The organism is Aquirufa aurantiipilula, from assembly GCF_019923745.1.
GTDB lineage: Bacteria > Bacteroidota > Bacteroidia > Cytophagales > Spirosomataceae > Aquirufa > Aquirufa aurantiipilula.
On sequence record NZ_JAANOG010000006.1, the window covers coordinates 89,372 to 116,135 of the forward strand.

Sequence of the window (26,764 nt, forward strand, 5' to 3'; positions counted from 1 at the left end):
AAAAGAGCCTTTAGGGGCTCTTTTTTTAAACCTATACCATGAAAATAACACGTTGGATAGGCCTGATGGCCTGCTTTCTTGGCTTTAGTATTCAGGCTTTGAGTCAAGCTTCACAAACTGATTACTTACAAGAAATCAAACAAGAGTTGGTCAAAGAATGGCCAAAAAATCGCATAATCAATTTAGTATTCCACGGGCATTCTGTTCCAGCGGGATATTTCAAAACCCCTGTAGTAAATACCTTAGGAGCTTATCCCTACCAAGTATTAAAGTCGCTCAAGGAGCAATACCCTTTTGCAGCCATTAACATCATCAATACATCCATAGGTGGGGAAAACGCGGAAAAAGGGGCCGCTAGGTTTGAACAAGATGTTTTGAGCCATCGTCCAGACGTCATTTTTATAGATTATGTCCTCAATGATCGAGGGATTGGTTTAGAAAGAGCTAAAAATGCATGGGTAAAAATGATTCAAATGGCTCAATCAAAGGGAATCAAGGTCATATTATTAAGTGCCTCACCGGACCAAAGGGTAGATATTTTAGATACAAATTCCATTTTAGACCAGCATGGTCAGCAAGTCCAAGAATTAGCTAAAACTCATCAGGTAGGTTTTGTGGATACATATACACTTTTTCGGAATCAAGTGAAGGCTTCTACTCCTATTTCAGACTTGATGTCGCAAGTAAATCACCCCAATGAAAAAGGGCACGCATTGATTTCTACTGAGTTGATGAAATTTTTCAATAGGTAAGGCAACTTTGGCTACTAAAAATGGTACGCAACTACTTCCAGTCCAACGAATTCCTAACTATGATTTCTTGTGTGATTATAGAAGATTGTAATTAAAAGGCAAAATGCCCCATCAAATTCTATATTTAAAAATAAAACGATAATTTTGTCTTTGATTTAATCCAATTATTTAAGCTACATGTCAAAAAAATTAATGGTTACCGGTTCTCTGGGATTAATTGGTTCAGAAGTGAGCGAATATTTCTTAGAAAAGGGCTGGGAAGTGCACGGAATAGACAACAATCAAAGAGCCGTATTTTTTGGTTCACAAGGTGACAATTCGACGAACCAAGATCGATTAGCCAAGTTTGGAAATTCCTATCAGCATCATACAATCGACATTCGCGACCGTCAAGCTGTCCTAGATTTAATCCCGAAAATAAGTCCTGATGCCATTGTGCACACTGCTGCACAACCTAGTCATGACCGAGCAGCTTCTATTCCATTTGAAGACTTCGATACCAATGCCGTTGGTACATTTAATTTATTAGAATCCTTGCGCAGATACAGTACTTCGGTACCATTTGTTCATTTATCTACCAATAAAGTGTACGGCGATGCTCCCAATTTCATCCCAATGAAAGAATTGGAAACACGCTTTGACTATGATGATGATACCTATGAACATGGTATTGCGGAAAGCTTTAGCATTGACCAATCCAAACACTCGCTTTTTGGTGCATCCAAAGTATCAGCTGATATTTCAGTTCAAGAATATGGACGTTATTTTAACATGCCAACTGCCTGTTTGCGTGGTGGTTGTTTAACCGGACCTAACCATGCGGGAGTGGAATTACATGGCTTTCTTAGCTATTTGATTAAATGCAATTTAGAACAAAAAGAATACACCGTTTTTGGATATAAAGGGAAACAGGTACGAGATAATATACACTCTTATGATGTAGCCAGATTCATTGAGGAATTTATCCAAGCCCCTCGTGTAGCTGAAGTTTATAACATCGGAGGAGGAAAAGCTAATTCGGTTTCTATTTTAGAAGCTTTTGATATTATTTCTAAGATTAGCGGTATTCCCATGAAATATAAATACGATGAAACCAATCGCATAGGTGATCATATTTGCTACTACTCTGACTTGCGTAAAATGAAGTCTCATTATCCAAATTGGGACATAACTAAATCTTTGGAAGACGTGTTCCAAGATATTTACAACCGTTACATGGAAGCCAAAGCATAATGAAGATACTCATCACTGGGGGTTGTGGTTTTGTCGGCTCAAATTTAGCGGCTCTTTTCAAACAACATCTTGTTGATTGTGAAGTTTATTGCCTAGATAATTTGTCGAGAAGAGGTTCAGAATTAAACCTCAATAAAATCCTTCCGCTAGGAGTAAAATTTGTTCACGGTGATGTCCGAATCAAAACGGATTTTGATCGAATTCCAAAAGTAGATGTGGTCATTGATGCGGCGGCAGAACCTTCTGTACTAGCAGGCAGTCAGGCTGGTGAATTGGAATATTTAATTGATACCAATTTAAACGGGACCATCAATACACTGTATTTTGCCAAAAAACATCAAGCAGCATTTATCTTTCTTTCGACTAGTCGGGTATATCCTTACAACAGTTTATCCGACATTCAATACCAAAAAGAGGAAAAGCGTTTTGTTTTATCCCATCAACAAGCCTATGAAGGGCTCAGTGAAAAAGGAGTAGCAGAAAATTTTCCATTAGCGGGATTGAGGTCATTATATGGCGCTACTAAGCTTTCTTCAGAATACATCATTCAAGAATTTGCGCATAATTTTGTAATCCCAACGGTCATTAATCGTTGTGGCGTTTTAAGTGGTCCATACCAAATGGGCAAAATTGACCAAGGGGTTATTGTACTCTGGATGGCTAAACACTTTTGGAATAAATCACTTTCCTACATTGGTTTTGGGGGAAATGGCCAACAAATTCGAGATGTACTGCACGTCAAAGATTTGTTCCGATTGGTCCTATGGCAAATTCAGCACCTAGATTTACACCATGGTCAAATATTCAATGTGGGGGGAGGGCTAGAGAACAGTGTTTCCTTAGCTGAATTAACTGAACTTTGCGTTCAAATTACAGGAAATAAGATTCCGATTAGTTCTTCTGCAGAAAACCGACCGGGAGATCTACCAATTTATATCACGGATAATAGTCGAATTACCGATTTCAGCCAGTGGAAACCTGAAATAAGTGTCCCTACTTTATTGGAAGAGGTTCATGATTGGTTTATTCAGGATCAAGCATTTCTACAACCCATTTTATCCTAGAGGTATGTCCCAACTGAGTATAGTCATACCCGCTTATAATGAAGAAGGTTCCATTGTTGAAACATTGGAATCCTTGTATGCAGCTCTACAAGAAGCAAAAATAGACCATGAGATTGTGGTAGTAAACGACAATTCCAAGGATCAAACGCTGGTAATTTTAGAGAATTTACAAAAGAGCATACCCAGTTTAACCATTTATACCAACCCTGGGCCTAATGGTTTTGGTTATGCGATACGGTATGGATTAGAGCGTTTCAAAGGAGATATCGTAGCCGTAATGATGGCAGACCTTTCAGATGACCCACAAGATCTCATTGCTTTTTACCGTTTAATGGTAGAAAAAAACCTAGATTGTGTTTTTGGTTCTCGATTCATCAAGGGCGGGACAACCTATGATTATCCCAAGCATAAATACATCATTAATCGCTTTGCAAATACCTTGATTCGATTTTTGGTGGGAATTCCATACAATGATTCTACCAATGCCTTCAAAATGTACCGAAAAAATACCATTGAAGGACTTAAACCCTTTCTTTCGGCACATTTTAACTTGACCATTGAATTACCTTTAAAAGCCATCATTCGGGGATATTCGTATGAGGTTTTGCCCAACTCTTGGCGCAACAGAAAAGCTGGACAATCCAATTTGAAAATCAAAGAAATGGGAAGTCGATACTTGTTCATCTTACTCTATATTTTGATTGAAAAATACCTTTCTCGAAACGATTATTTGAAAAAATAAATGCTTCCAATACTTCCATCAACCATGCGCTTACATGAAAAAATTGCTTGGTTTTTGGCCATGGGAGGAATACTATTTTTCCATTTTTATCGATTACAACAGTATACCCTAAATTTCCCCAATTGGGGAGATGATTATGCTTTTTTGGAATTATTGGACTACGTTCAAAAGCATTCCTGGAGAGAGAACATCGACTACATTTTTCATTTCCATAATAACATACATCGAATAGCCTATTCAAGGACATGGATTCTTGTGCAATATACCTTATTGGGGAATTTGAATTTTAAAACGGCGATCATTCTGGCCAATGTCCAGATGCTATTCATTATCATTCCTTTCCATTGGTTCTTGAAAAAAATCAAACGCTCAGCATGGCATTTACTAGGTATATCCGCTTTATTGTTTGCCCCATTTGGGAATTTAGATAACTATAATTTAGTCGGGGTTTTACAACATACTAGTTCCATCCTTTTTTTAGTATGGATTGCCTACGGATTATTTTACTCGGAAAATGCAGTATGGGTCATCATTTTAGCCTTATTGTATCCATTTGTATCGACAGAAGGAATTGCTTTTTTACCCATGGTAGGCTATGTACTTTGGTCCAAAAAATCTGCTCTAAAAATCCCATTCACCGTTTTATCTGTAGCAGTAATCGTTTTCTATTTTCACGATTATGTAGGAGACGGCAGCTCATCTGGAAAGCTATCTTGGAACTTCGTCAAAGGACTTTTTATTTTTATGGGAAACTGGGCTCTCCCTGTTTCAGATTCATTTAGAACTTGGTTGAATTTGTTGGCGGGGGTTCCAATAGTACTTTATTTTATTTGGAAAATAGTGGGTTCTTTTCGAATCAACATCACATTTCCATCTTTGATATTTCTTCAAATCGCCGCTACTGGCTTTTTAATTAGCTATGGAAGAGCGGGCATGGGTAATTTAGAGCTCATTGCCATTTCTGATCGCTTTTTATTATATGGAAATACCCTATTGATGGCCATGTATTGTTCGTTGATTTTGCCTAAGCAACAGTTACTCCGACTCCCTTGGGCTTTATTACTATCGGGAACATGGTTGCTAGCTTCATTTTTTATGGCAAGAAGACCCATGCAGGAAATGAATCAGCGCTGGACAGCAGACCTGCTCGGAGCTTATTATTTTCAAACTTCATCGGCTTACGAATGTCCTCCACAAACTATGCAATTATTAAAAGCCCCAATTTTCAAATTTGATGGAGAAAATATTCCAAAGCAATTACCCTTGTTTGAGATTCAAAATATACCTGAAATCAAGCCCAGCTCAATTCGAATTCAGGATGGTCGATTATCTTTGTCGTGGAATCAGCTTCCTGAAAAAATAGATATAACAGAACGAAGGTTTGTGGTAATAAGACAAGAAGATGTGCCTAGAAAAAAATATTTCATCACATCCTTGTCAAATGACTATCTTGATCGTGTCAAGCACAGTAATTTATTGATTTTCAATACTTTGCCGATATCCCACTTTCAAGTATTTTTATTAAATTTACCAAATAATCAAAATACTAATTACCAATATTTATCATCCCTAACTATTACTAATTAAGGACCACTCCATCAATAAATGCCTTCCTTTCCACGCATAAAACTTATTTCTTTTTTACTTGGATTAATACCTTTTGTATTTTTCACGTGGTCATTATTTACCTTCTCCATCAATATTCCATGGCTTGATGATTTTGAGGCGCCCATGACCATTCGAGCTTGGTTTGCCCAACCAGATTGGTTTGATCGAGTAAAAATGATTTGGTTTCCGAACAATGAACATCGGATTGTGACACTAAGATTGTGGGTGATGGTTCATTACTTTGTATTTCACACCTTGGATTTGAAAGCTTTATTGCTTACTTCTCATATATATATCATCATCATCTTCGTATTGTTTTGGCATAATTTACCGGTAAAAAATCGCTGGTGGTACTTTTTGCCAATTCCATTTCTCTATTTAAACTTTCAATACCACTTAAATACTTTTTGGTTCATTGTTTCGATACAAAGAAACTTAGTTATAGGTTTTGGCTTTTTAGCCATGTATTGTTTGAGTAAAGGCAGCTTAAAATTATTCATAACGGGAATATGTTGTACCATGTTAGCCTGCTTATCTAATTCTGATGGATTACTTTTCATTGCTGCAGGAGGAATGATACTTTTAACCAAATTTGACGTAAAAAAACTAGGTATTTGGATTGGCGTATTCATCACTTTTTTGATTTTATTCTTCTGGAATTACCCAAGTATGGGATCAAATCAAAACGGCCTAATCTATTTGGCGGGGCATCCATGGCAAAGTATTCAAGGCTTTTTTGTGTTTTTGGGAGGCTCAGCAGACTATTTTAATGAACAAGATTCAAAAGTCCGTTTGGTCTTTAGTTTCGCCATGGGTTTATTATTATTCATCATCATCATTGGGGGATTTCAGCGCTGGGTATTTGTCAAAGCAGAAAAAAAATATGCAAGTTTTTGGCAGCGGTGGACATCGGGAGAGTTAGCCAATAAACATCAACTTTTTTTAGCAGGATGCCTTACATTTTGTATTTTGAATGGGGTATTACTGGCCCTACTACGATCTAAATCTGGGCCCTTTGTCTTCCTAATTGGGAATTATAAAATTATTGCCACATTGGCCATGTTACTGACTTATGTCTTGGCTAGCCATCTTGTTTCCTCAAATTTCACTATGAAATTGGTTCTTCCTGTAGCTGTTTTGTTTTGGCTTAGTTCAATTATTACCTATTACCCAGCTATAAAAAACCGAAAAGAATTCCTCCTAAACGATTATCAAACGTTCATTCATGATAAACAAGGCTTAGGTTTCAGTAAGGAAAATGTGAAAAAATATGAACTCCATCTCATGATGGTCCAAATGCTCGATAAAGGGGAATATATCCCTAGTACTAAGTAATTGATATTCTACTAGTTTTATCAATACATTGATTGGGCAATTCCAAAAAAATACCTAATTTTCCCTTAACGCTGTCAAGGTTTAAAACCTTGACAGCGTTGCCAAAATCCCAACTTTTTACTTACCCTAAAACCCTAACTCATGAAGTACGTGAAACTAATTCCAACCATTTTATTGGCCTTTTTATTTTTATTTGGGGGCATTAATTTTTTCTTTGAATTTGTGCCAACCCCTCCAATGTCAGGAAATCAAGCCGTCTTTTTTAATCTGATGGTTCCAACTGGATTTATGAGAATCGTTAAAATATTAGAAATCGTTGGTGCTGTATTATTACTAATTCCTTCTAAAAGAGCCCTTTCATTATTAATTCTCAGTCCAATTGCCCTAAATATCTTTCTCTTAGAATTATTCGTTCTAGGTGGATTAGGTGCTGGGCCTCTATTAATTATCTTAATTGGAATTATCGCTTACCAAGAATTTGATAAGTTTAAGGCATTGCTGTAGCCATTTTTCAAATGGTTTACGTATCCAACTAATTGGACAATAAACCTAATTTTAAATTCGTTCGAACAACGCTGTCAAGGTTTGGAACCTTGACAGCGTTGTTTTAAAAACTCCTAATTCCCTAATAAATACTGTTTAAAACCAGCATAATCAGTTCCCAATGAAGTAGCTACTTTTTCTAAACTTAAAAGAGCAGATAAACGCTCAGGAATCGGTACCTCACTTTCCAAAGTTGATTCAACTGTTGGTAAAAATTTAGCATAATGTGCCGTCGACAATAATATTCCTGTAAATTCTTCATTAACCACTTCTTTATATTGTTGCAAACCATCATAAGCCACAGCTGTATGTGGACACATAACATACCCTGTCCTATCATACACTTCTTTCATTCTTACCTTGGTTTGCTCATCATTCGTAAAGTATCCTTTTACCAATTCCTTTACAGATCCCCAATTTTCGCCAGCCAACAATTTCATACGTATGAAATTGGATGGATTCCCTACATCCATCGCATTGGATAATGTCTCCACGCTAGTTTTGGGTTGATATTCCCCAGTTTTTAAATATTCAGGAACTACCTTGTTTTCATTACAAGCCGCCACAAATGCCTTTACTGGTAATCCCATGCGATAAGCCATTAATCCTGCACTTAAATTGCCAAAATTACCGCTTGGAACACTGAATACTATGGGCATTTTTAATCCCTTTCTTTTAGCTTCAGCATAAGCAGCAAAATAATAGAAAGATTGTGGGATTAATCGGGAAATATTGATAGAATTGGCTGATGCCAAATTAAACTTAGCTCTCAATTCTTCATCCAAAAAAGCTTGCTTAACTAGGCTTTGGCAATCATCAAAAGTGCCATTTATTTCTAAAGCGTGGACATTACCCCCCAAGGTCGTTAATTGCTTTTCCTGAATATCCGAAACCTTTCCTTTGGGATAAAGTATCGTCACGGAAATCCCAGGGGTATTAAAAAAACCTTGAGCCACGGCTCCACCTGTATCTCCAGATGTAGCTACTAAAATGCGTATTTCTCTTTTCGACTTCAACAAATAATGCGACATGATTGCCGCCATGAAGCGAGCTCCAAAATCTTTAAAAGCCATGGATGGGCCATGAAACAATTCCAAGACCTCTACATCCTTTTCTAAGTCAAATAAAGGGGCTTCAAACGTCATCGATTGACTAATAATTCCATGAATTTCTTCCTTGCTTAGATCAGCCCCTAATAAATGTTGGCATACCGCCTCCGCTATTTCTTGAAAACTTTTCTCCTGAATAGTTTCAAAAAATGAAGGATCCATCTTTTCAATAGACAATGGCATATACAAACCATTATCAGGTGGCAATCCACGAAATATGGCTTCCTCTAAAGACACGTCTGGACTCTGATGTTGTGTACTATATAACTTCATCACCTTATTATTAATTAGGCCTTACACCTACTTCATCATTTTACTTATTTCAATACCAATTTATTGCCTTTTAAACCTGGCAAAATTGGGTACACATCCCTCTCTAAACAGAAACTAATATCCTTTTCTATACCCAATCCCAACAATCGATTTACGTGAGAAGAACCCTTCACGGCTTGCAATAAATTAGCCGATGCCTCCCGATATGTACCCAAAGCCATCATAGCAGCGTCATCGGCCACATGATAAGAACCTTGTAATAAATCAATCAGCGCTCCCGCAAATAGGGTATCCTCCAAATTGGGCTTCCCCTTCCAGCCTGCACAAACAATTAAAGCATCGCCTTCCCATTTTTTCAATGCCTCCGCAACACGTGAAATATTTAAAAATGCCCCCACAAAAAGTGCCGGTGATTTTCTGGACTTTCTAATTGCAACAGTTCCATTGGTCGTTGTTACACAAATCTTAGCTCCCTTCACCTTGTCTACTTGATAACTAAAGGGGGAGTTATCAAAATCAAAACCCTCTGGAGTGACTCCATTTCTTTCAGCTGAAGTCAAATAACCTTTCGCTCCATAAGCACTACAAAGGTCCATTTTCTCCACAGGAATGATCTCCTTAGCTCCATGAGCAAAAGCTGTCACCATGCAAGAGGTTGCTCTAAAAATATCCACAACCACTACCGCTAAAGAAGGAACATCATACAAATGAATGAGTTCTGGCGACAAACAAACGTCGATTTTTCTCATAATACTCCTTAAATAAATGGCATTTTAACAACTACAGCCTTCAATGATTTATCTCGAATCTGTACATAAATTTCCGTCCCCACTTTGGCATATTCTGTCTTCACATAACCCATGCCTATACCTTTTGATAAATTAGGCGATTGGGTTCCTGAGGTAACTTCTCCAATGTATTCTCCTGCTTCATTCACGATTGGATAATGTTGACGAGGAATTCCGCGGTCAATCATCTCAAATCCAACTAATTTTTTCTTAGCCCCTTCCGCCTTTATTTTGGCATGGATATCCGAGGCTATAAAGTTCTTATTAAATGAAGTTATCCAACTCAATCCTGCCTCAATGGGTGAAGTAGTATCATCAATATCATGTCCATACAAACAATAACCCATTTCAGTGCGTAAAGTATCTCGAGCGCCTAATCCAATCGGCTTAATTCCAAACTCGGAACCTGCTTCAAAAATCGCATTCCACATAGCTAGTGCTTGCTCGTTTTTGACATAAATCTCAAATCCTCCTGCACCAGTATATCCTGTATTAGAAATAATTACCTCATCTATTCCAGCCATTTGACCTATTTTAAAGGAATAATAAGGCATTGATAATAAATCTACTCCTGTCAATTTTTGTAATGCTAAAATTGCTTTAGGCCCTTGAACCGCGAACAAACTATACTCATCACTTTGGTTTGTCATCTCTACACCAAAGCTATTATGCGAAGAAATCCAATTCCAATCCTTTTCAATATTGGAAGCATTCACCACCAACATATATTCATTTTCCTTTACTCGGTAAACCAATAAATCATCGACAATTCCACCCTGGTCATTTGGTAAGCAGCTGTATTGAACTTTACCATCCACCAATTTAGAAGCATCATTGGAACAAACATATTGAATCAAATCCAATGCCCTTTCCCCTTTCAAATAAAACTCTCCCATGTGGCTCACGTCAAAAACACCCACCTGTTGACGAACACAAATATGTTCCTCAATCAAATTGGTATATAAAACAGGCATATTAAATCCTGCAAAAGGCACCATTTTTGCTCCTAATGCTACGTGGGTATCGTTCAGATGAACGTGTTGTAATTGTTCTGACATATTATTCTCGATATAAAACTTGTAATAAAGTTTGCCCTACTGCTTGTAAGGTTTTAGGATCTATAATGGATAAATTATCTCCATGGGTATGATGATAGGGGCCAAAAATATCTCCCATACTTCCGGGTGCTTGTGGCCGCAAATCAATAATATCAATCATTTGAATTTTTGCTACTTCATTCACCGCTGTATGGTCGTCGGTTATTCCTGGACCCTCTTCTTGAAGAAATAAATGCCCAAATCCTAAATCAGCTGCAGCTGACCAAATGGATCGAACCACTGTAGGTGCATATTGCATGGAACCATATTCCTGAGGAAATACAGCCCCTTTAGCTCCTACCATATCCAATAAAATTCCATAAAAAGGACGGTAATTTTGTGGGAAAATATGAGCAGCCCAATACTGAGAACCCAAAGCCCAAGTATTTTGAATATTAGTATCTACTCCATGTGGTTCGCCTGTATCTTCTAAATCAAAAAATAGAAAATCTACTCCAACGGATGGTTTTTTTGAACTAGAAGATAGTTGCCGTGCCAATTCTATCATCACACCAACACCACTTCCTCCATCATTGGCTGCGTCTATTGGCTCATTTTTTCGAATGGAGTCCTTATCTGCTACCGCTCTAGAATCCCAATGGGCCGCCAATAAAATTCGTTTCCCAATTTCTGGTTGAAACTGGGCCATGATATTGGTTCCCTTTAGTACTTTTCCTGCGTAATTTGTGGCGGTAAATGGCTGAGTACTCACTTGTAAACCATAGGATTTTAGTTTCGCTATCATCCATTCTTGGCATTTTTGATGTGCATTTGTTCCAGGCACCCTAGGCCCAAAATCTACTTGCTGCTTGACATAGGCATAGGCGGAGTCTGCGTTAAAAGTAGGCGTTTCAACCAAAGTAGGTGTTGACGTATTCTCTTCACTTACTTGATTTGAAGATTGAAACCAATAAACTAAGCCTGTTAGAACAAAGACTAGCAACAATAATAGAGCAATCCTAGATCGATTCATGAATAATAGGAAAAAACAAGCTCAAAAGTACTAAATAGAATTAGGATTAGAGAATGATGCTAGGGAATTAATCCCATCCTACGACATTTTACTAGATTGACATCTATCAACACATCACATTTGAAATACTAACATAGATTCAAGCGCTACCAAGGAAATAAACAGCTGATAATCATTCTATAGGTAAAAACCCGTACCTTCGGGTAAGTTTTAAATATCATTTATATGCCAACTTCCCCTAAGGAACAACGTTTTTTGGCTAGTTTACAAAAAGACATCCTAGAGTTTTTTGAATTGAACGACTATCGTTCTTATTCGATTAACCAAATTCATAAGGCTTTTGCCATTCGTGACCGTAAAACCAAAGAGCTATATGCTGATTTGGTACAAAAGCTTGTTATAGAAAATCGTTTGATCCGTCAATCGGATGGTAATTACCGTTTCGATAATGAATCATTTCAAATTGAAGGCCGCGTTGATCATGTCAATGCCCGTTTCGCTTTTGTTATTCCTGATGATGGAAGTAAAGATGTGTGGGTGGCTACGGCAGATTTGATGAATGCAAAAGATGGAGATCGTGTTCGCGTTCAAGCTAGAAGACCTTCAGAGAAAAAGAAAAACGACCGCCCAGAAGGTGAGGTTGTCGAGATTCTAGAAAGAAAATCATACGAAATCGTAGGAGTCATCCAAGTAACTCCACACTATTCATTCCTCATTCCAGATTCCAAAAAAATCTATGAGGATATATACATTCCAAAAACAGAGACATTACAAGCCAATCACTTAGACAAAGTGATCGTAGAGGTTACTAGATGGGGAACCCCTGGCAAAAAAGCGGAGGGAAGAGTTATCAAAATATTAGGTAAAGCGGGAGAAAATGAGACTGAAATGCACTCCATTTTGGCGGAATTTGGCTTGCCTTATGAGTTCCCAGAAATGGTTGAATTGGCCGCAGAAGCTATTTCTACAGAAATTACGAAAGAGGAAATCAAAAAAAGAAAGGATCTTCGTAAGATCCTAAGTTTTACCATTGACCCCAAAGATGCCAAAGACTTTGATGATGCAATTAGTTATCAAAAATTGGCTAATGGTAATACAGAAATCGGTGTTCACATTGCTGATGTTTCCCACTATGTAAAACCGGGAAGTATTTTGGATCAAGAAGCATTTCGAAGAGCAACCTCTGTTTATTTGGTAGACCGAGTAGTACCTATGCTGCCTGAAAAACTATCCAATGGTTTATGCTCTTTGAGGCCCAACGAAGACAAATTAACGTTCTCCACCCTTTTGGAGTTTGACCCCAATGGCATAATCGTGAAAGAGTGGTTCGGTAGAACAGTCATTCATTCTGATCGTAGATTTGCTTACGAAGAAGCACAAGTATTAATTGAAAATGATGGGGAGGAAATCGATGCTTATGAACCTGTCATCAAAGATTTGAATCGTATCGCCAAAAAACTGCGTGATTTCAGATTCAAGCATGGTTCGGTCAATTTTGAAACAGTTGAAGTAAAATTTGAACTAGATGAAAATGGCACTCCTCTGGCAGTATTTCCAAGAGAGCGAAAGGATGCCCATAAGTTAATCGAGGAATTCATGTTGATGGCCAATAAAAAAGTGGCTGAATACGTGCATGAATTGAAAAAAACGGAACCACGCAATACGATGGTTTACCGAGTTCACGAAGCTCCAGACCCAGAAAAATTACGTGTTTTTTCAGCTTTTGCTAAGAAATTTGGGTATCAAGTATCAACCGAGCCTAAGCAAGTTTCTCAGTCATTCAATGCCCTAATGGAAAATGTAGAGGGCAAAGCAGAAGAACATGTATTACAAAGTTTAGCGGTAAGAACCATGTCAAAAGCTCGTTACAGTACAGATGCAGTCGGACACTTTGGCTTAGCATTCCCTTTTTACTCACACTTTACTAGTCCGATTCGTCGCTATCCTGATGTCATGACACATCGATTATTGCAACTTTACTTGGACAAAGGCGCTTCCCCTGAAAGGGCTCCTTTGGAAATTCAATGTAAGCATTGTTCGGATAGAGAAAAATTAGCTGCCGATGCTGAAAGAGCTTCTGTGAAGTACAAGCAAGTAGAGTACATGTCCTTGCATGAACCGCAAATTTTTGACGGAATCATTACAGGTGTCACTGAATTCGGAATCTTTGTGGAAATTGGTGAAACCTCTTGCGAAGGTTTAGTGAGAATGGTCGACTTAAACGACGACTATTACGATTTAGACAAAGAGAATTACCGCATTATAGGTAAATCCAATGGTCGCGTTTTCTCTTTTGGAGATGCAGTAAAAGTGAAAGTTCGGGATACGAATTTGGCTAAAAGAACGATTGACCTAGAGTTAATTGGCATGAAATCGGGCGGTGACCGTTTTGGGAATAACCGTATTCGACGCAGAGAAGGTAGACCCGCCAACGTGATTCCAAGAGGCAAAGATCGCAGAAATAATATTGGTCGAAAAAGAAGGTAGGTAAGTAAGTAGGTAGGTGGGTAGGTAAGATTTGTCAACTTTTAAAAAGTTGACAAATCTAATTGACAAATCTAATTGACTCTAATTGAATACATCTTTCAACAAGCTGCTTACTAAGCTAAGCAGAAAATGAATGAAAAAGCTTCCAACAAATTGATAATTTAATCATGTACCACTGGCGAAGGACGCGTAGTATGGTATAATTCATACCAATCTTGGTGATCCAATTTGACGCTAAAGGAATTCACAATATTGCGAATACGCTTCTCTTCCAAAGTACCAATCAAAGGCAAAGCCCCCAATTTGACAATCCAGGCTACCGCAATGGATTCAATATTGCTTTCATACTTCTCTGCCATTTCTACCAACTTCTTACGCACCTTCAAGGCTAACTCGTCTGTTCCATGTTCTATGCGCCCCCCAGCTAATGGAGACACCGCCAATGGACGCATGTATTTTTGCTTCACATAATCCAATGCACCATTGTCCAGCGCAGAAGTATTCAATAAGTTTAAATCAATGTGGTTTGAAACCACAGGAATAGATAAAAACGACTCCAATAATTGGTGCTGATACACCGAGAAATTTGAAACACCGATATTCTTCACCTTGCCTGAGCTTTTTAACTTCTCCAAAGCTAAAACCGTACTTTCTAAATCCGAAAGTGGGTCTAATTGATCTAATAAAAAAACATCCAAATAATCCGTCTGCAAATTTCTCAACGAGTTTTCTACGCTCGTCGTGATGTGCTGAGCCGAACTATCCACATGTCTCACTCGAATCTCTGGCTTAGATGGATCTGGTATATTAACTCCGCATTTGGAAAACAACACCACATCACTGCGTTTAAACGATTTATTGGCAAGCACCTTTCCAAAAAGACTTTCGCAGCTATAGTTTCCATAACGATCTGCATGGTCAAAAGTGTTAATGCCAAGCTCCAAACACAAATGAACAATTTGGTCCATGTCTTTTAAACTGTTGGCACTTTCCTTTTCCCATCTCCAAAAACCATAAATAGCTGGAGATACTTTTGGGCCGGCGTCACTCAAATAAATCTTTTCCATATTTCTACGATAATATAATGTTAGATGCTGCTAATAAATCTTTCACTAAAAATGTTGCTTGCGTTGGCGTTCCTTCTTCCGCAATTCGAATAGTCCGAAGTCCTGCCCTAGTGCCTGCTAATATATCCCGTTCATGATCTCCTACCATAAATGATTGGGATATGTCCACCTCATACTTAGCCGCAGCTTTCTCAATTAATAAAGAACCAGGCTTCCTTGTCAAGGAAGCACTATCATGCAATTCATGGTAAGGACAATAATACAAATCATCCAATGCGCCTCCACATGCCTCCTGTATCGCATCATGAATAATCTGCACATCTTTCCTCTCGTAAATACCTTTGGCAATACCACTTTGATTCGTAATAACGATCAACAAATAGCCCGCTTCTTTCAATGCTCTCAAAGCCTCCACAACCCCCTCCGGAATAATAAAATGACCAAGATGGTATACGTAATCAACACGGTCTACATTCAGCACGCCATCCCGATCCAAAAAAACACATTTATGACTCATATTACGCTAAACGACTCCAAGGAATACGACTTAAAATCAAAAGCAAAGCAATACCAAATAACAACCAAGCATTCTTGTGCTTTTGTGCATCAGCAATCGCTTTCTTGTTTTTTGAATAAGCCACTGTTACCAAAATAGCAGCTATGATATTCACGGTGATATGCTCCACAGCAATCAATCTAACCGCTGGATCTTTCATCGCAGCACCAAAATCAGCAAAAGCAGCTTGTGTCACTGGACTAAAAACAAAATACAATAACAAGCCAATCAATAGCTGAGTATGCACAGAAATCAAGAAAAATAAGCCTGATTTTCTGTCGGATTCTGTAAATGGAGATCCTGATTGTGCCCCTTTAAAACCTCGGTAAATGGCTAAAATTCCAAGTATCAGAACAAGCCAACGTAAATACGAGTGTACATTCAATAAAATAGCATACATAATGTGGTAGTTTTAGTTATTTACAAAGATACAAATTCCCTTAAGATGCCCGACCGCTTTCAAATTAATCCTTGAATTTTCTTTACCTTTGTCCCTTTAAAACAGAATATATGTCAGATCCATCCAAATTAGCCGCCGTTGTTAAGGCGCGCTGCCCTCAATGCCATGAAGGCAGAATTTTTACTCATAAGTGGTGGAATTTACTGAAGTTTAGCGAAATGCACGAGCATTGTCCATCTTGTGGATTACGCTATGAGGTTGAACCCGGATTCTTCTTTGGTGCTATGTACATTTCTTATGCCTTTACCGTAGGCATCATGATCGTTGGAGGCATCATCATCTACAATTTCTTTGGTGATCCTTCCGCTGAGGGTTATATCATTCCAATTACCTTAGTTTCTTTACTCATGGTCCCATTCAACTTCCGAATGGCGCGTGTCCTTTTCATACACCTGTTTTCTATGGTAAAATATAAAAGTGACGCTGCTGGTACAGCATCTACTAAATAATGAAAATACTGGATCTCTACATTCTGAAAAAATTTCTGAAAACGTATGTTTTCGCTGTTTTTTTAATTGTATTGATTGTCATGGTGATTGACTACACAGAAAAAATCGATGATTTTATCCGTAAGCAAGCTCCCTTGAATGAGATCCTTTTTGATTATTACTTGAATTTTATCCCCTATTGGGCTAACTACATTAGTCCCTTAATGGTATTTATTGCTACGGTTTTCTTTACCGCTAACCTAGCGGCCAAAACCGAAATCATTGCCATACTAAGTTCTGGTGTTAGTTTCACGCGTCTTATGAGACCCTATTTAATTGGGTCAAGTATTGTGGCTATTGGAACCTTCATCATGATTGGTTGGATTGTTCCCAATGCCAATAAAATTCGAGTACCTTTTGAGCATAGATACATCAACAATACCTATTTCTTTGATAAGCGGGATGTTCACATCAAAATTGCTCCAGAGATTTATGCCTACATTGAAAGTTACGACAATAGTACCAATACCGGCTATCGTTTCAGTTTAGAACGTATTTCCAATAATGAGATCAAAGAAAAATTAATGTCTGACCACATTACTTGGGATTCTGTTCGCAAGAAATGGACGATTCACGATTATCGAATCCGAACTTTGGTAGGCAAAAAACCAGGTATTGTTTTTGGTTCAAAAATCGATACTACACTCAACCTATATCCCAAAGACTTTCAGAATAAGCACCTTTTGCACGAGACTTTTACGCTTCCTGAATTGGAAAGACATATTCAACTTGTTCGTTCACGAGGAGCCGATGGTATCGAAATTTTCTTAATTGAAAAATACTTACGCTTTGCGAATCCCTTTTCAGTCATCATCCTCACCATCATTGGCTTTTTAGTTTCTGCACGAAAATCTCGTGGTGGCGTCGGTTTTCAAATTGCTTTAGGTTTCTCATTGGCCTTCGTCTATATCCTTTTCTTCATGATGAGTAAAGGTATTGCCGAAGGCGGGGGCATGCCTCCACTTTTAGCCGTTTGGTTACCCAACATTATTTTTGGTGGCATTGGTATTGGTCTCTATTATACCCTTCCTAGATAATGAGACAGGCCCCACGATTTATTGACTATCTGAAGATTCACTTCATTGTAGTCTTATATGCCTTTACCGCCATTCTTGGTAATGCTACCCAAGCAAATGCCCTCAGCATCGTATTTTTTCGATGTGTTATTAGTTCTATCTTTTTGCTGGCCATCCTGCGTATTCAACAAGTCAGTTTTCAAGTACCTAAGAAAATCCTGTATCAATGGATTTTAAACGGCCTTTTCATTGCGCTACATTGGCTCTTATTTTTTGGCGCTGCCAAAGTATCCACCGTAGCCATGTGTTTAGCTGGGTTATCAACCCAAACTTTTTGGACCAGCTTGTTGGAACCATGGACCAAAAAAGAAAAAATCAAGCGGGTAGAAGTCTTTTTAGGGGTCTTAGTTATCATAGCTCTAATCATCATTTTTTCCGTAGAACAGGCTCAAGCATTGGGACTCCTCATGGGCATCGCCTCTGGTTTTTTTGGCGCACTTTTTTCCGTTATCAATGGAAAATATACCCACCAATATGACCCTCGTCTCATAACAGTTTACGAAATGATTACCGCTGGCATAATCACAGGAATTGTATGGCTATATGGATTTTCTAGCCAAATGAATCACTTTATGCCTTTGGGCCTAGATTGGCTTTGGATCAGTATATTGGCTATTGTTTGTACAGTTTATGCTTACACAGAAACCATCCGCTTATACCGCGTATTCTCCGTTTTCTCTATTAACCTAGTGATTACTCTGGAGCCCGTATATGGTATCTTATTAGCTGTTTTTATCTTTGGAAGCAAAGAAATTATGCATTCCGGATTTTATTGGGGAACAGCACTTTTGGTCATGACTGTTATGATTCATCCCTTCTTGATAAAATCAGGTAAAAAAGAGTAAAAAAATTCGCATATTGCCTTTTAATAAAACGTGTGAAGCTGAATGCATCACTCACATTATTCATTATACTATCTACTATGAAAAAATTTAACGTTGCCATTGTCGGCCTAGGTTTTGGAGCCGAATTTATCCCCATTTATTTAAAGCACCCTTTGGCTAATATGTATGCCATCTGCCAAAGAAACGAGGAAAAACTAAATTCAATTGGCGACGCGTATGGAATTGAAACTCGGTATACCGACTTTGAAAAACTACTTCAAGATCCCAATGTCGATGTAGTACATATCAACTCTCCTATCCATTTACATGCCCAACAAACTCTCCAAGCTTTATTAGCAGGTAAGCACGTAGCTTGTACCGTTCCTATGGCTACCACAGTAGAAGAGTGCAAAGCGATCGTAGAGGCTAGTCGTAAAATGGGCAAAAAATACATGATGATGGAAACGGTGGTTTACTCCCGTGAGTTTCTTTACATCAAAGAATTATATGAAAAAGGAGAACTAGGAAAGATTCAATTCTTGAAAGGTTCCCACCAACAAGACATGGATGGATGGCCAGATTATTGGCCTGGCTTACCTCCTATGCATTATGCAACTCACTGCGTAGGACCTGTAGCAGGTTTACTTCGTTTAGAAGCAGAATATGTCTCTTGTTTTGGTTCTGGGACCATCCGTGAAGAGTTAATTCAACATTATAACTCGCCATTTGCAGTAGAGTCTGCCCATATCAAATTCCGTAATTCAGACCTGAGTGCCGTGGTTTACCGCTCACTTTTTGATGTGGCACGACAATACCGAGAAAGTTTTGAAGTTTATGGTTCTAAAAAAAGCGTGGAATGGCCTTTGATTGAAGGAGAAGAATTAGTCGTACATACAGCCAAAAAACCAGAACCAGAAATTCCAGAAAAAGTAGCAACCCCTGATTTTGCGCATTATTTGCCAGAAGAAATTCAACGATTTACCACCAAAGGGGTTTACGACGAAAATGAAAATACCCACCTTTCCTTTACCCAAGGAGGAGGCCATGGCGGATCTCACCCGCATTTAGTCAATGAATTTTTACAAGCACTAGCTCAAGACCGTGATCCATTCCCAAATGCACCTCAGTCGGCCAACTGGACTTCTGTCGGCATTTTAGCACATGAATCTGCTCTTCAAGGTGGCAAAATCATTGAAATCCCTGAATTTTAATCCTTTCGAATAGGCAAAACACATGAAAAAATTTACTTGTTTCCTTTTATTATTGGCTGCTTCCTTTCAGCTTTTGGCACAAAACCAAAAGCCAAGAAGACTAGAAATGCTTTTTTTAGGAGATCGTGGTCATCATAAACCGCTTGACCGCTTTCCATCATTGCAATCGGCACTTGGTGTTAAAGGCATTAATTTAACCTATACCGAGTCTTTGAAAGACCTAAATCCAAACTATCTAAACAAGTTTGATGGTTTAATCATTTTTGCCAATCATGATTCCATTCCAAAACCCCAAGAAAAAGCATTGTTGGATTACATCGGTTCGGGTCATGGTCTCGTAGCCCTTCACTGCGCTTCTTTCTGTTTTAGAAACTCTCCAGAATATGTGAAAATGGTAGGCGGTCAATTTTGGCGTCACAAAATGGATTCTATTCAAATTCAAAATGTTCAGCCTCAACACCCTGTTTTAAAAGGTTTCCCTGGTATCAAAACCGTGGATGAAACCTATTTGCACAGCCAATTACAAGCCGACAATAACGTGATTCAGTCACGTATCATCGGGCCTGAACAAGCCAAAGACAAGCCGGGTCAAGCCACTGAGCCTTATACTTGGGTTCGTACTTATGGCAAAGGAAATGTCTTCTACACTGCCTATGGACACGACGAGAGAACTTGGGAAACGACTGGTTTCCAAACCTTAGTAGAACAAGGAATTTTGTATGCTGTTGGTAAAGAAAAAGCCACTTTATTAGAAAACTTAAAATTAGCTCCTTTGTCTTATCGCGAAGCTAATTTGCCTAATTATGAAAAAAGACAAGGACCACAGTTGCAGCAATTGCCTTTGAGCCCAGAGGAATCCGTTAAATACATTCAAATCCCCGTTGATTTTAACCTAACCGTTTTTGCCGCAGAACCTGATGTCATGCACCCGATTGCTATGGCTTGGGATGAGAAAGGTCGCTTATTTGTTTTGATCACCAAAGACTATCCCAACGAACGTAAAAACTCTGGGGGTAGCGACTATATTTTAATGTGTGAGGATACCAACAACGACGGTAAAGCAGATAAATTTTCCCGATTTGCGGAAGGTTTAAGTATTCCAACAGGTATGGTATTTGCTAATGGAGGATTAATTGTTTCTCAAGCACCACATATCCTATTTTTAAAGGATACCAACGGAGATGATAAAGCTGATGTGAAACAAGAATTAATCACAGGTTTTGGAACGGGTGATACCCATGCAGGGCCATCTAACTTACATTATGGTTTCGACAACTGGATTTGGGGATCCGTAGGATACTCTGGCTTTAAAGGAAAAGTAGGAAGCGATTCTCTGAATTTTGGAAATGCGTTTTTCCGCTTTAAACCAGATGGTTCTAAAATGGAACATGTAACCAATACTTCTAACAATACCTGGGGATTTGATTTCAACGAAGCTGGAGATGCTTTTGGATCTACCGCCAATAACTCACATGGTTGGTATATTCCTATACCTCACAAAAATATCTGGCAAGCTCCGTATTCTTTCAATGGTAGCAAGAGTACAGATACGCACAAAGACATGAAGTCCATCACCAAAAAAGTACGTCAAGTGGACGTATTTGGTGGATTTACGGCTGCAGCTGGTCATAATTTCTATTCAGCAAGATCCTTCCCTAAAAAGTATTGGAATAAAATCGCTTTCGTTTCAGAGCCAACAGGGCACGTAGTGCACCAAAATAACCTAGTACAATCAGGAAGTGATTTTAATGATGTAGAAGCATTCAATTTATTGGCAGGTGCCGATGAATGGGTTTCACCCGTATTTGCTCAAGTTGGCCCAGACGGAGCCGTTTGGATCGCAGATTGGTATAGTTTCATCATTCAACATAATCCAGTTCCAAGAGGATTTGCTAATGGAACCGGTAATGCTTACGAAACAGACTTACGTGATTATACTCATGGACGAATCTACCGTGTAGGATGGAATCAAGCTCCTGCTTACCAGCCTATTAGCTTGTCAGCCAATGATCCTGCTGCCTGCATTAAAGCCTTATCTAATTCCAATTTATTCTGGCGTTTACATGCGCAAAGATTGTTGGTGGAGCGTGGCAAAAAAGACATTGTTCCCGCTTTACTCACATTAATTGCAAACAAAAAAGTAGATGAATTGGGATTAAATGTAGGAGCTATTCATGCCTTAAGAACATTAGAAGGATTACAAGCATTGGAATTACCAAGTGTAAAAGCAGCATTAAGTCTTGCATTAAACCATCCAAGTGCTGCAGTACGTAAAAATGCGGTTCAAATTTTACCTAGAACACAAGCCTGGGCTAAGGTTTTGGTACAGAAAAACGTATTAAACGACAAAGATACCTTGGTAGCTTTACATGCTGTTTTAGCAAGCATTGAAATGCCCGAAAGTGCCGAATTGAACAAAGCTATGGACGCGAAAATTGCGAAAGAGCAAAATAACCGTGATCGCTGGTTACCAGAAGCTTATTCAGCATGGACCATGGCTAAAGGTGGCCAAAGAATGAAGGATTTCATCGTAACTGAAGGAAAGAGAAAACCTGTTGCCACCGCTGAAAAAGTAGGAAAAGAATTGAATAACCCAAGTGTGGATGGAAACAGCAAAGGACTAGATTTAGTAGTGACTGAGGTCCAAATCAAAGGGGGACAATTCAAATTGAGAGAGAATAGTTCCTTTGTTATTCGTATCAAAAACAAAGGAGATCAGGCTTTAGAAAAAGGAAAAGTTTTACCTGTATTCTTGAAGATTGAAGGTATGGGTCGTCGGATCGACATGGAGTCATTCACTTTTATGGATGGTGTAGCTCCAGGAGAAACGGTTTCTGTAACGAAAAATACGAATGGTCCTTGGACGGGTAATTTTGGTTGGAGTGCCGATGTAGCGGGTTCTTACAACATGGAGATTCAAATTGACAAAACAGGGGCATTGCCAGAAGCAGTACGTAATAACAACACATACCGCAAAGCGCTGGAAGTTAGTGGACCAAGCTCATTGAATGTTTACATGATGGAAAAAATCTTCCGTGGTGGTGCATCTGTTTGGTCTGGAGATGAATTAGTGAATGCCTTAAAAAGTATTGAAATCATCGAGTCTCCTGCTTTTGGAGCTGCTTTGAAAGGTGCTTCCGCAACTTGGAATGCAAGAAAAGATCCAAAATTATCTGCCGACAATTTGGCCTATTTCAAAAAAATTGGTTCGTCTATTCGTCCTAGTGATTTTGATTATTATGAGCGTTTAGCGGCAACTTGGAAAATCGAAATTGCCAATAATGCTGGCTCAGCGAATGTGGTTAGAAAGGTCATCAAAACAGTGAAAGAAGCGATGCAATTTGACATTCGTGAATTCAGTGTTCCAGCCGGAGCCAATGTGGAAATCATCTTTGAAAACATTGACGCTATGCAGCACAATTTGGTGATAGGTCAAATGGGAAGCCAAGAGAAAATTGGTTTAGCGGCTGATAAGATGATTACCGCAGCAGATGGAGCTCAAAAGAATTATATACCCAATATACCTGAGGTGATTGCTTATACTGCTTTAGTGGATCCAGATGGAAGAGCTAAATTGGTATTTAAAGCTCCTGCTACCAAAGGCAATTACCCTTATTTATGTACATTCCCGGGTCACTGGAGAATCATGAATGGAGTAATGAAAGTAGAATAATCCAAAATCAATTATTAAGAAGCGGTACATGTGAACTCATGTACCGCTTTATTTTTTCCCTACCTTTGTGGCATGAAATTTGAGATTCAATCCACAGATGCCCATTCCAAGGCAAGAGCCGGTAGCTTAAGCACCGACCACGGTACTATTCAAACCCCCATTTTTATGCCTGTTGGCACGGCGGGTACCGTAAAAGGAGTTCATATTTCCGAATTAACGGATCCCATTAAAGCCCAAATTATTTTAGGCAATACCTACCACCTGTACCTAAGACCTGGTTTAGAGGTAATAGAAGCTGCTGGTGGACTACACAAATTCAATTCTTGGAATGGCCCTATCTTAACCGATTCAGGTGGATATCAAGTATATTCTTTGGCAGACACAGGTAGAAAAATCGTAGAGGAAGGAGTCAAATTTAAGTCGCATATCGACGGTAGTACGCATTTTTTTAGTCCCGAATCCGTGATGGATATCCAAAGAACCATTGGTGCGGACATCATGATGGCCTTTGATGAATGCACGCCATATCCGTGCACCTACGAATATGCCCGTAAATCCATGGAAATGACCCACCGCTGGTTAGATCGCTGCATCAATAGATTCGAAGCCACAGAGCCCAAATATGGGCATAACCAAGCTTTGTTCCCTATCGTTCAAGGTAGCGTATACAAAGATCTTCGTAAAATTTCTGCTGAATACATTGCCGAGAAAGGCGCATTTGGCAATGCCATTGGTGGCCTATCGGTAGGAGAACCCGTCGAGGATATGTATGAAATGGCAGATGAGGTAACAGATATCTTGCCAAAAGACAAGCCTCGCTATTTAATGGGAGTGGGAACACCGGCCAATATTTTAGAAGGAATCGCCTTGGGAATTGATATGTTTGACTGCGTAATGCCTACACGCAATGCAAGAAACGGTATGATTTTCACGACACAAGGTATCATCAACATCAAAAACGAAAAGTGGAAATCTGACTTTTCTGTCATAGACCCAGCTTTTGCGGATACCCTGCATGGCCAATACAGCAAAGCCTATGTTCGGCATTTGATTCGTTGTGAAGAAATGCTGGGTGCCATGATTGCCAGCGTATGCAATTTGCGCTTTTACCTATGGTTAGTAGGTGAAGCACGCAAAGAAATTGTTCAAGGAAGTTTCACTTCTTGGAAGAATCGCATGATTCCGCAGCTCATGCAACGTCTATAATCAAGGAATTGGTAAAACTTTTGATTCTTTAAAAGTCGATAAAATCACCATGGTCGAAGTAGCTGATACCTCTTCGATTTCATTGATTTTTTCCAACATTAATTTCTGATAAGTGGAGATATCTTTGGAGATAATCTTCAACATAAAATCCCCTGCACCCGTCACGTGATGGCATTCAATCACCTCAGGTATTTGGTTGATTTGTCGAACAAATGACTCCGTCACTTGCTTCTTGTGGCCTGTTAAAGTCACTGTAACAAAAGTAGTTACACCTAAACCTACTTTATCGCGGTCCACTTGGGCATGGTAGCTTTGGATGATTCCAAGACTCTCTAATTTCTTGACACGTTCCAAAGTAGGGGCTGGAGAAAGGCCTATTTCCTTCGACAATTGGGCGTTGGTAATTTTGGCATTTTGTTGCAAAATTTCCAGCAGTTTGTGATCGGTTTGATCGAGTTTTGTGATGTTCATGGAATGTTAGAAAAAACAAAATTATAGAATATTTAAGGGAAATTTACGTTTCCTCTTGCATAAATAAGCAAAGGTTCTTAATTTTGCCCCACGAAAATGCGAAAGTAGCTCAGCTGGTAGAGCGCGACCTTGCCAAGGTCGAGGTCGCGGGTTCGAACCCCGTCTTTCGCTCCACTTGGAAGCACCCCTCGGTGCTTTTGAGTTTTACAGGGCCGCCTGGGTGGTGGAACTGGTAGACACGCAGGACTTAAAATCCTGTGAGCCGAAACGCTCGTATGGGTTCGATTCCCATCCCAGGTACGATAATCGACAATAACCCTTCCAAGCAATTGGAGGGGTTTTTTGTTGGTATAGAGGGTAATAAAGTCCCTTTAGTAGACCTCATTATTTTTCTTCCAGAATTCCCATTATCTTGGGTTAAATTCATTAACCATTTGACCCATGAAAAAAAGTTTATTTACCCTCATCTTAATCAGCATCAGCTTGACCCATTACGGGCAAGTTCTTTCTCCGATCATTAAGCCACATCCAAGTATAGACAATCAACGATTGGCCTATGTAGATACTGTTTTGAAACACTATGTAGATAAAAATTGGTTGACTGGCGCAGTGACCATCGTGATAAAAGACAATCAAGTAGTCCACTATAAAGGGCACGGCTATGCCGACTTAGCCTCCAAAAAGCCCATGCCTGCCGATGCCATTTTCCGCATCATGAGTCAAACCAAAGGCATTACCAGCGTAGGCATCATGCAACTCTATGAAAAAGGGAAATTTAATCTGGATCAATCCATTGGCGATTTTATCCCAGAATTCAAGAAGCCTAAAGTCATCCAAGATTATAATCCTGCCGATACCAGTTTCACCTTCATTAACGCCAAAAGAGAAATTACTTTTCGAGACTTATTAACACATAGCTCTGGAATTGGATATGCTGACATTGGTTCTGAGCGCATGAAGGCAATTTATGCCAAAGCTGGGGTTCCTTCGGGACTTGGAACTTTCCGTGCCAATTTGTTAGAAAAAATGAAAATTCTAGGCAAACTACCTTTGGAACATCAACCCGGGGAGAAATTTACCTATGGCCTCAATACCGATTTATTGGGATGCCTCATTGAGGTCATCAGTGGCCAAAGTTTGGATGAATACCTTCAGAAAAACATCTTTGATCCTCTGGGAATGAAGGATACCTATTTCAATGTTCCAGCTGAAAAGGCGAGTAGACTTCCCAGCGTATATACCGAAGACGCGCAGAAAAATGTCATTGCTTGGGCGCCAACATTTCGGAATATCAACCCCAACTATCCTTTGGATAAAAAATCGTATTTCTCTGGTGGGGCCGGACTTTCCTCCACGGCTTTTGACTATGCCATTTTCTTACAAATGCTGCTTAATGGGGGTAAATACAATGGAAAACAGATTTTAGGAAGAAGAACAGTAGAGCTTATGACCAGTCCGCAGTTGGATTTCATCAAAGATGGGGCTGATAATTTTGGACTTGGCTTTTCCATTACTTCCGAAAAATCCAGCCATTTACATGGTAGAAATAAAGGCTCTTTTAACTGGGGAGGCTATTATGGGACCACCTATTGGGCTGATCCAAAAGAAAACATGATTTGCCTCATCATGACCCAGCATACTCCTAACTCGCATGGAGATTATAGCAGAAAGGTTGAAAATATCATTTATAGCAGTTTGCTGCGCTAAGATTTGTCAAGCTCGAATTGT

The 26,764-nt window shown here is 39.1% G+C and carries 23 protein-coding genes and 2 tRNA genes; 17 read left to right on the forward strand and 8 right to left on the reverse strand.

Translation table 11 applies throughout. The annotated features are described in order from the left end of the window. The first annotated feature begins 38 nt into the window (after positions 1-38). The 7 genes from G9H60_RS08265 (at position 39) to G9H60_RS08295 (ending at position 7,238) form a co-directional block, all read left to right on the forward strand. Complete coding sequence (locus tag G9H60_RS08265; protein WP_262899995.1) at positions 39-752, forward strand: SGNH/GDSL hydrolase family protein; 714 nt, start codon at positions 39-41, stop codon at positions 750-752. Positions 753-929: 177 nt separating this feature from the next. Next, positions 930-1,985: an NAD-dependent epimerase/dehydratase family protein gene (locus G9H60_RS08270; protein WP_223143589.1), complete on the forward strand. Its 1,056-nt coding sequence runs from the start codon at positions 930-932 to the stop codon at positions 1,983-1,985. Beyond that, the gene (locus tag G9H60_RS08275; RefSeq protein WP_223143590.1) at positions 1,985-3,049 is read left to right on the forward strand and encodes an NAD-dependent epimerase/dehydratase family protein; all 1,065 of its coding nucleotides are present in this window, start codon (positions 1,985-1,987) and stop codon (positions 3,047-3,049) included. The genes G9H60_RS08270 and G9H60_RS08275 overlap by 1 nt, the downstream gene beginning before the upstream one ends. Positions 3,050-3,053: 4 nt before the next feature. Beyond that, the gene (locus G9H60_RS08280) at positions 3,054-3,791 is read left to right on the forward strand and encodes a glycosyltransferase family 2 protein (protein ID WP_223143591.1); all 738 of its coding nucleotides are present in this window, start codon (positions 3,054-3,056) and stop codon (positions 3,789-3,791) included. 24 nt (positions 3,792-3,815) lie between these two features. Then, entirely contained in the window at positions 3,816-5,378 is a 1,563-nt protein-coding gene (locus G9H60_RS08285) for a hypothetical protein (RefSeq protein WP_223143592.1), read from the forward strand. Positions 5,379-5,396: 18 nt separating this feature from the next. Further along, entirely contained in the window at positions 5,397-6,734 is a 1,338-nt protein-coding gene (locus G9H60_RS08290) for a hypothetical protein (protein WP_223143593.1), read from the forward strand. 141 nt (positions 6,735-6,875) lie between these two features. Beyond that, the gene (locus G9H60_RS08295; RefSeq protein ID WP_223143594.1) at positions 6,876-7,238 is read left to right on the forward strand and encodes a hypothetical protein; all 363 of its coding nucleotides are present in this window, start codon (positions 6,876-6,878) and stop codon (positions 7,236-7,238) included. A gap of 113 nt (positions 7,239-7,351) precedes the next feature. Here the strand turns inward: G9H60_RS08295 and thrC are convergent, their stop codons facing one another. The 4 genes from thrC to G9H60_RS08315 are packed head-to-tail and all read right to left on the reverse strand — an operon-like array spanning position 7,352 to position 11,517. Beyond that, positions 7,352-8,659: a threonine synthase gene (gene thrC / locus G9H60_RS08300; protein WP_223143595.1), complete on the reverse strand. Its 1,308-nt coding sequence runs from the start codon at positions 8,657-8,659 to the stop codon at positions 7,352-7,354. 44 nt (positions 8,660-8,703) lie between these two features. After that, positions 8,704-9,408, reverse strand: a complete 705-nt coding sequence (locus tag G9H60_RS08305; protein ID WP_223143596.1) for a 2-phosphosulfolactate phosphatase — start codon at positions 9,406-9,408, stop codon at positions 8,704-8,706. Between the two features lie 8 nt (positions 9,409-9,416). Next, on the reverse strand, positions 9,417-10,505 hold the full coding sequence (gene gcvT, locus G9H60_RS08310; RefSeq protein WP_223143597.1) for a glycine cleavage system aminomethyltransferase GcvT: 1,089 nt from the start codon (positions 10,503-10,505) through the stop codon (positions 9,417-9,419). A 1-nt stretch (position 10,506) separates the two neighbouring features. Further along, complete coding sequence (locus G9H60_RS08315) at positions 10,507-11,517, reverse strand: M28 family peptidase (protein ID WP_223143598.1); 1,011 nt, start codon at positions 11,515-11,517, stop codon at positions 10,507-10,509. A gap of 225 nt (positions 11,518-11,742) precedes the next feature. Between G9H60_RS08315 and rnr the strand changes: the two genes are divergently transcribed. Further along, positions 11,743-14,004 (forward strand): ribonuclease R, encoded by a 2,262-nt coding sequence (gene rnr, locus G9H60_RS08320; protein WP_223143599.1) that lies wholly within the window; start codon positions 11,743-11,745, stop codon positions 14,002-14,004. Positions 14,005-14,165: 161 nt separating this feature from the next. Here the strand turns inward: rnr and G9H60_RS08325 are convergent, their stop codons facing one another. The 3 genes from G9H60_RS08325 to G9H60_RS08335 are packed head-to-tail and all read right to left on the reverse strand — an operon-like array spanning position 14,166 to position 16,027. Beyond that, positions 14,166-15,071, reverse strand: a complete 906-nt coding sequence (locus tag G9H60_RS08325) for an aldo/keto reductase (protein WP_223143600.1) — start codon at positions 15,069-15,071, stop codon at positions 14,166-14,168. A 4-nt stretch (positions 15,072-15,075) separates the two neighbouring features. After that, positions 15,076-15,588: a D-glycero-alpha-D-manno-heptose-1,7-bisphosphate 7-phosphatase gene (locus G9H60_RS08330; protein WP_223143601.1), complete on the reverse strand. Its 513-nt coding sequence runs from the start codon at positions 15,586-15,588 to the stop codon at positions 15,076-15,078. Between the two features lies 1 nt (position 15,589). Beyond that, positions 15,590-16,027: a hypothetical protein gene (locus G9H60_RS08335; RefSeq protein WP_223143602.1), complete on the reverse strand. Its 438-nt coding sequence runs from the start codon at positions 16,025-16,027 to the stop codon at positions 15,590-15,592. Positions 16,028-16,137: 110 nt separating this feature from the next. On the opposite strand from G9H60_RS08335, the gene G9H60_RS08340 reads away from it, so the two are divergent. From G9H60_RS08340 to tgt, 6 genes are all read left to right on the forward strand, one after another. Then, positions 16,138-16,536 carry a DUF983 domain-containing protein gene (locus G9H60_RS08340; RefSeq protein WP_262899996.1) on the forward strand — a complete coding sequence of 133 codons (399 nt, stop codon included), beginning with the start codon at positions 16,138-16,140 and terminating at the stop codon, positions 16,534-16,536. Further along, positions 16,536-17,612, forward strand: a complete 1,077-nt coding sequence (locus G9H60_RS08345; protein ID WP_223143603.1) for an LptF/LptG family permease — start codon at positions 16,536-16,538, stop codon at positions 17,610-17,612. The genes G9H60_RS08340 and G9H60_RS08345 overlap by 1 nt, the downstream gene beginning before the upstream one ends. Then, positions 17,612-18,496: a DMT family transporter gene (locus G9H60_RS08350; RefSeq protein WP_223143604.1), complete on the forward strand. Its 885-nt coding sequence runs from the start codon at positions 17,612-17,614 to the stop codon at positions 18,494-18,496. Before G9H60_RS08345 ends, G9H60_RS08350 begins: the two co-directional genes overlap by 1 nt. Before the next feature lie 77 nt (positions 18,497-18,573). Continuing rightward, a complete protein-coding gene (locus G9H60_RS08355) occupies positions 18,574-19,686 on the forward strand; it encodes a Gfo/Idh/MocA family protein (RefSeq protein WP_223143605.1) in 1,113 nt (370 codons plus the stop codon). Positions 19,687-19,708: 22 nt separating this feature from the next. Then, positions 19,709-23,359 carry a PVC-type heme-binding CxxCH protein gene (locus G9H60_RS08360; protein WP_223143606.1) on the forward strand — a complete coding sequence of 1,217 codons (3,651 nt, stop codon included), beginning with the start codon at positions 19,709-19,711 and terminating at the stop codon, positions 23,357-23,359. Positions 23,360-23,431: 72 nt separating this feature from the next. After that, on the forward strand, positions 23,432-24,565 hold the full coding sequence (tgt, locus tag G9H60_RS08365; RefSeq protein ID WP_223143607.1) for a tRNA guanosine(34) transglycosylase Tgt: 1,134 nt from the start codon (positions 23,432-23,434) through the stop codon (positions 24,563-24,565). Here the strand turns inward: tgt and G9H60_RS08370 are convergent, their stop codons facing one another. Further along, the gene (locus G9H60_RS08370) at positions 24,566-25,036 is read right to left on the reverse strand and encodes an Lrp/AsnC family transcriptional regulator (protein WP_109321773.1); all 471 of its coding nucleotides are present in this window, start codon (positions 25,034-25,036) and stop codon (positions 24,566-24,568) included. A 98-nt stretch (positions 25,037-25,134) separates the two neighbouring features. On the opposite strand from G9H60_RS08370, the gene G9H60_RS08375 reads away from it, so the two are divergent. The 3 genes from G9H60_RS08375 (at position 25,135) to G9H60_RS08385 (ending at position 26,743) form a co-directional block, all read left to right on the forward strand. Further along, positions 25,135-25,210: transfer RNA gene (locus G9H60_RS08375), tRNA-Gly, on the forward strand. Positions 25,211-25,250: 40 nt separating this feature from the next. Beyond that, positions 25,251-25,336 (forward strand) — tRNA-Leu (locus G9H60_RS08380). A gap of 141 nt (positions 25,337-25,477) precedes the next feature. Continuing rightward, the gene (locus tag G9H60_RS08385; protein WP_223143608.1) at positions 25,478-26,743 is read left to right on the forward strand and encodes a serine hydrolase domain-containing protein; all 1,266 of its coding nucleotides are present in this window, start codon (positions 25,478-25,480) and stop codon (positions 26,741-26,743) included. Positions 26,744-26,764 lie beyond the last annotated feature (21 nt).